This window comes from Streptomyces sp. NRRL WC-3549, from assembly GCF_000721935.1.
Lineage (GTDB): Bacteria > Actinomycetota > Actinomycetes > Streptomycetales > Streptomycetaceae > Streptomyces.
In genome coordinates this window covers 3,526-9,431 of sequence record NZ_KL585410.1, presented here as the reverse complement: position 1 = coordinate 9,431, position 5,906 = coordinate 3,526, and the positions used below count along the sequence as shown (strand labels likewise).

Genomic DNA, 5,906 nt, shown 5'->3' with positions numbered 1-5,906 from the left:
GGCCGCGCGGCCCGGCCCTCCCGCACACCCGGGGACCGCTCAGGCCCCGGTCGCCAGTGCGTGCAGCAGCAGCGGGCCGACCTGTTCGATCTGCCAGCGGCGGGCGCCGTACCCGGCGAGGGCGGTCTCGACCGACGCCGGTGTCAGCGCCTTCGGCGGCTCCCAGCAGACCCGGCGCACGGTGTCCGGGGTGATGAGGTTCTCCTGCGGCATGTGCAGTTGCTCGGCGAGCGCCGAGACCGCGGCGCGGGCCGCCGAGAGACGGGCCGCGGCGGCCGGGTCCTTGTCGGCCCAGGCGCGCGGCGGCGGGCCCGGTCGACGGCCGCCTGCCACTGTTCCAGCTGGCGGCGTCCCATGCGGTGGCCGAAGCCGGGCAGCGCGGTCAGGGCGTGCACGTTGACCGGCATGGCCAGGGCCGCCTCGATGATCGCGGCGTCGCCGAGCACCTTGCCGGGCGAGATGTCCCGGCGCTGCGCGACCTGGTCCCGGGCCGTCCACAGCTCGCGTACGACGGCGATCTGACGGCGCCGGCGGACCTTGTGCATGCCGGAGGTCCGGCGCCACGGGTCCTTGCGCGGGGGAGCCGGGGGCGCGGAGGCGATGGCCTCGAACTCCTCCAGGGCCCACTCCAGCTTGCCCTGCCGCTCCAGCTCCGCCTCCAGGGCGTCCCGCAGGTCCACCAGCAGCTCGACGTCGAGCGCGGCGTAGCGCAGCCACGGCTCGGGCAGCGGACGGGTGGACCAGTCGACCGCGGAGTGGCCCTTCTCCAGGGCGTACCCCAGGAGGTTCTCGACGATCGCGCCGAGGCCGACGCGCGGAAATCCGGCCAGCCGCCCGGCGAGTTCCGTGTCGAAGAGCGAAGTGGGGGCCATGCCTATGTCGCGCAGGCACGGCAGGTCCTGGGTCGCGGCGTGCAGGATCCACTCGGTACCGGTCAGGGCCGCGCCCAGGGAGGACAGGTCCGGGCAGCCCACCGGGTCGATCAGCGCGCTCCCGGCACCTTCCCGGCGCAGCTGCACGAGGTAGGCGCGCTGCCCGTAGCGGTAGCCGGAGGCCCGCTCGGCGTCGACGGCGACGGGGCCGGTCCCCGCGGCGAACGCCGCGACGACCCCGGCCAGCGCGTCGTCGGTCGCCACCACCGGGGGGATGCCCTCGCGCGGTTCGAGCAAGGGGATCGGCGCCGGGGCGACGTCGTCCGGGGGAGCGCCCCCGGTGGTTCGCAGTGATGTGTCTGCTGCGGTCTCTTGGGCGTCGGTCACATGCCAAGGGTATCTGTGTATGCACGGCGCACGTCGACGGAACGTTCCGTCGACGTGCGCCGTGCACGTGAACCGGCCGGGTGTGTGCCGGCGCGGGTGCCTGGCGGTCGTGGGGTCAGTGGATGATGCCCGTGCGCAGGGCGACGGCGACCATTCCGGCGCGGTCCCCGGTGCCGAGCTTGCGGGCGATGCGGGCGAGGTGGCTCTTGACGGTGAGTGCGGAGAGGCCCATCGAGACGCCGATGGCCTTGTTGGACTGGCCTTCGGCGACCAGGCGGAGCACCTCCACCTCACGGCCGGACAGTTCGCGGTAGCCGCCCGGGTGGCTCGGGGACCCGGGAGGCCTGCGGTGCATACGGGCGGCGTTGGCGCCGATGGGCGCCATGCCCAGACGGCCGGGGTGGCCGATGTTGGTCCGGGTGCCGGTGACGACATAGCCCTTCACTCCGCCCGCGAGGGCGTTGCGCACCGCGCCGATGTCATCGGCGGCGGACAGGGCGAGGCCGTTCGGCCAGCCGGCGGCTCGGGTCTCGGACAGCAGGGTCAGCCCGGAACCGTCGGGCAGGTGGACGTCGGCAACGCAGATGTCGCGCGGGTTGCCGACGCGGGGACGGGCCTCCGCGATGGACGACGCCTCGATGACGTCACGTACCCCGAGCGCCCACAGATGGCGGGTGACGGTGGAACGGACGCGCGGGTCGGCCACGACGACCATGGCCGTCGGCTTGTTCGGGCGGTAGGCGACCAGGCTTGCGGGCTGCTCGAGGAGAACGGACACCAGGCCTCCTGGGAAGTGGCGGGACGGGCCGGCTCGGGGGTGAAGCCGGGGCGAACCGTGCTTGAAGGGTCATTGACCTCTTCGGCAGCAGTGCCGTGCTCCTTTAGGGGAAGATCACGATTTGGTGAGTAACAATTCGGGCAAATCGGACGGGCGATCGATTGTACGAAAAGAGAGCCGGTGCCTGTGCGACCGGCCCTCCCGAATGTGACGCACCGTTACGGGGCCTGGGGCCCCCGCCGCTGGGGCAGCGTCACCACCGCCGCGTCGGCCGACTCCGACGGCGGCAGGCCGGCCAGCTGGCAGAGCAGGTCCCCCCAGGCGGCCAGGTGCGCCGCCATGTCGGGCACGCCGCCGCGGCCCTCGCGCGGAGTCCAGGAGGCGCGGATCTCGATCTGGGTCGCGGGCCGGCGCGCGGACAGCGCGCCGAAGTAGTGCGAGCCGGCGCGGGTCACGGTGCCCCCGGCCTCCCCGTACGACAGGCCCCGGGCGTCCAGGGCGCCCGTCAGCCAGGTCCAGCAGACCTCGGGCAGCAGCGGGTCGGTGGCCATCTCCGGTTCCAGCTCGGCCCGGACCAGGGTCACCAGACGGAACGTGCCCTGCCAGGCGTCGTGTCCGGACGGGTCGTGCAGGAGGACCAGGCGCCCGTCGGCGAGATCCTCGTCCCCGTCCACGACCGCGGCCTCCAGGGCGTACGCGTGGGGCGCGAGCCGCTGGGGCGGCCGTGTCGGTTCGACCTCCAGTTCGGGGCGCAGCTGCGCCGAGCGCAGCCCTTCGACCGCCGACCGGAACGCGGGCGGAACCAGTTCGCCCTCCCCGCTCCCCTCGGTGTCGGCGCCTTCGGAATGTTCGGAGAATTGTCCCTGAGCCGGAGCCATGCGGGGAAGAGTAGGCGGAACGGGGGCGTCGCGCAGGGAAGGACACCCGGCCGGGCCGGCTCCATGCCGCTCCATGCGAAGATTCCAGGTGTGAGTGCCAACCACGGCCCCTCGGGGCTGCAGACGACATCCGCCACCCATGAGTCGGCCTTCCTCAAGGCGTGCAGGCGTGAACCCGTGCCGCACACCCCCGTGTGGTTCATGCGCCAGGCCGGGCGCTCGTTGCCCGAGTACCTCAAGGTGCGCGAGGGCATCGCGATGCTCGACTCCTGCATGATGCCGGAGCTGGTCGCCGAGATCACGCTGCAGCCCGTGCGCCGGCACAAGGTCGACGCCGCGATCTACTTCAGCGACATCGTCGTGCCGCTCAAGGCCATCGGCATCGACCTCGACATCAAGCCGGGCATCGGGCCGGTGATCGCCGAGCCCGTCCGCACCCGCGCCGATCTGGCCCGGCTGCGCGACCTCACGCCCGAGGACGTCTCCTACGTCACCGAGGCGATCGGCATCCTCACCGCCGAGCTGGGCGCGACGCCGCTGATCGGTTTCGCCGGGGCGCCGTTCACCCTCGCCAGCTACCTCGTGGAGGGCGGCCCGTCCCGCAACCACGAGCGCACCAAGGCGATGATGTACGGAGACCCCGAGCTCTGGGCCGATCTGCTCGACCGCCTCTCGGAGATCACCTCGGCGTTCCTCAAGGTCCAGATCGAGGCCGGCGCATCGGCGGTCCAGCTCTTCGACTCCTGGGTGGGCGCCCTGGCCCCCGCCGACTACCGGCGCTCCGTGCTGCCCGCCTCGGCGAAGGTGTTCGACGCGGTCGCCGGGTACGGCGTCCCGCGCATCCACTTCGGCGTGGGCACCGGCGAACTGCTGGGGCTGATGGGCGAGGCCGGTGCGGACGTCGTCGGCGTGGACTGGCGGGTGCCCATGGACGAGGGCGCGCGCCGGGTCGGCCCCGGCAAGGCGCTCCAGGGCAACCTCGACCCGGCGGTGCTCTTCGCGCCGACCGCGACGGTGGAGGAGAAGGCCCGGGAGGTGCTCGACGCCGCCGCCGGCCTGGAGGGCCACATCTTCAACCTGGGACACGGCGTCATGCCGACGACCGACGCCGACGCGCTGACGCGCCTGGTGGAGTACGTCCACGAGCAGACCGCGCACTGAGCGCCGAGGGCCCGGGCCGCCGACGTGCGGTCCGGGCCCCCGAATTTCGGCTGGAAATCGCCGTCCGTCAGGCGCTGCCCGCCTGCCGTACCGCCGTCACCGTCTTGCGCGCCGCCACCAGGACCGGGTCCCAGACCGGGGAGAACGGCGGGGCGTAGCCGAGGTCGAGCGCCGTCATGGCCTCCACCGTCATCCCCGCGGTCAGTGCCACGGCGGCCACGTCGACCCGCTTCGCCGCCCCCTCGCGGCCCACGATCTGCACGCCCAGGAGCCGCCCGGTGCGGTACTCGGCGATCATCTTCACCGTCATCGCCCGGGCCCCCGGGTAGTAGCCGGCTCGCCCGGTCGACTCGATCGTCGCCGTGACGTACCGCAGTCCCACCGCCGCCGCGTCCTTCTCGCGCAGACCGGTGCGGCCGATCTCCAGGTCGCAGACCTTGCTCACCGCCGTCCCCACGACCCCCGGGAACGTGCCGTAGCCGCCGCCGACGTTCGACCCGATGACCTGGCCGTGCTTGTTGGCGTGGGTGCCCAGCGCGATGTGGCGGGTGCGGCCGGCCACCAGGTCCAGGACCTCGACGCAGTCGCCGCCCGCCCAGATGTCCTGGTGGCCCCGCACCCGCTGCGTCAGGTCGGTCAGCAGCCCGCCGTTCGGGCCGGTCGGCAGGCCGGCGGCGCGGGCCAGGCCGGTCTCCGGCTCGACGCCGATGCCGAGCACCACGACGTCCGCCGGATAGGTGGCGTCGTCCGTGGCGACCGCCGAGACCCGGCCGTCGTCGCCGGTGAGGATCCGGGTGACCGCGGCCCCGTTGACCGTGGTGATGCCCAGACCGTCCATCGCCTCGTGGACCAGGCGCCCCATGTCGGGGTCGAGCGTGGCCATGGGCTGCGCACCCCGGTTGAGGACCGTCACCTCGTAACCGCGCCTGAGCATGGCCTCCGCCATCTCGACGCCGATGTAGCCCGCGCCGACCACGACCGCCCGCCGGCCCGTGGTCCGCTCCAGCGTCTCCAGGAGGGCCTGGCCGTCGTCCAGGGTCTGCACCCCGTGCACCCCGGGGGCGTCGATGCCCGGCAGCTCCGGGCGGACCGGACGGGCCCCCGTGGCGATCACGAGCTTGTCGAAGTCCGTCCAGTACGTCTCGCCGCTCTCCCGGTCCAGGGCCCGCACCCGCTGCCCGGCGACGTCGATCTCCGTCACCTCGGTGCGCATGCGCAGGTCGATGGACCGTTCCCGGTGCTCCTCGGGCGTACGGGCGACCAGGGCGTCCGGGCCCTCGACGTCCCCGCCGACCCAGTAGGGGACACCGCAGGCGGAGTAGGAGGTGAAGTGGCCGCGTTCGAAGGCGACGATGCTCAGTTCGTCGGGCCCCCTGAGCCTGCGGACCTGCGACGCGGCGGACATGCCCGCCGCGTCGCCCCCGATGACCACCAGTCGCTCCGCCGCCATGCCGGCTCCCTTCGTCGACGTACCAGGGAGCCCACGCTACGGCGCGCGGGGGGCCGGCGGCGCCCCGCCCCGGCCCGAGCGGCCGTGTCCGGGGCCCGTCGGGGGTTTGAGAGAGTGGACCCATGCAGCGTTCTCTTCAGCACGACACCTCGGGCAGGGGGCACGTCGTCGTCATCGGCGGCGGCATCGCCGGTCTCGCCGCGGCCCACCGGCTCCTCGCCACCGGACTGCGGGTCACCGTCCTGGAGGCGACCGAGCGGCTCGGCGGCAAGCTGATGACCGGAGAGGTCGCGGGCGTACAGGTGGACCTCGGGGCCGAGTCGATGCTCGCGCGCCGGCCCGAAGCGGTCGAGCTGGCCACCGCCGCCGGCCTCGGCGAT

General features: G+C 73.5%; 5 protein-coding genes and 1 pseudogene. 2 read left to right on the top strand and 4 right to left on the bottom strand.

Annotated features, from left to right (window positions below; translation table 11 throughout):
• Positions 1-39: 39 nt before the first annotated feature.
• The 3 genes and pseudogenes from IH13_RS37940 to IH13_RS0119835 form a co-directional block, all read right to left on the bottom strand.
• Positions 40-1,259, bottom strand: a pseudogene (locus IH13_RS37940) (HRDC domain-containing protein).
• Between the two features lie 115 nt (positions 1,260-1,374).
• The gene (locus IH13_RS0119840; protein WP_031086286.1) at positions 1,375-2,037 is read right to left on the bottom strand and encodes a helix-turn-helix transcriptional regulator; all 663 of its coding nucleotides are present in this window, start codon (positions 2,035-2,037) and stop codon (positions 1,375-1,377) included.
• A 218-nt stretch (positions 2,038-2,255) separates the two neighbouring features.
• Positions 2,256-2,915 (bottom strand): DUF3000 domain-containing protein, encoded by a 660-nt coding sequence (locus tag IH13_RS0119835; protein ID WP_031086284.1) that lies wholly within the window; start codon positions 2,913-2,915, stop codon positions 2,256-2,258.
• Between the two features lie 90 nt (positions 2,916-3,005).
• Between IH13_RS0119835 and hemE the strand changes: the two genes are divergently transcribed.
• On the top strand, positions 3,006-4,076 hold the full coding sequence (gene hemE, locus IH13_RS0119830; protein ID WP_031086281.1) for a uroporphyrinogen decarboxylase: 1,071 nt from the start codon (positions 3,006-3,008) through the stop codon (positions 4,074-4,076).
• Between the two features lie 67 nt (positions 4,077-4,143).
• Here hemE and IH13_RS0119825 read toward each other — a convergent pair whose 3' ends face one another.
• Entirely contained in the window at positions 4,144-5,526 is a 1,383-nt protein-coding gene (locus IH13_RS0119825; RefSeq protein ID WP_031086280.1) for an FAD-dependent oxidoreductase, read from the bottom strand.
• A gap of 122 nt (positions 5,527-5,648) precedes the next feature.
• Here IH13_RS0119825 and IH13_RS0119820 point away from each other — a divergent pair.
• The coding region (locus IH13_RS0119820; RefSeq protein ID WP_031086278.1) for an FAD-dependent oxidoreductase at positions 5,649-5,906 on the top strand (258 nt) is incomplete at its 3' end.

Excerpts from the sequence above, each read along its gene's own strand:
- IH13_RS0119835 (WP_031086284.1), bottom strand. The coding sequence starts at position 2,915 with ATGGCTCCGGCTCAGGGACAATTCTCCGAACATTCCGAAGGCGCCGAC.
- IH13_RS0119825 (WP_031086280.1), bottom strand. The coding sequence starts at position 5,526 with ATGGCGGCGGAGCGACTGGTGGTCATCGGGGGCGACGCGGCGGGCATG.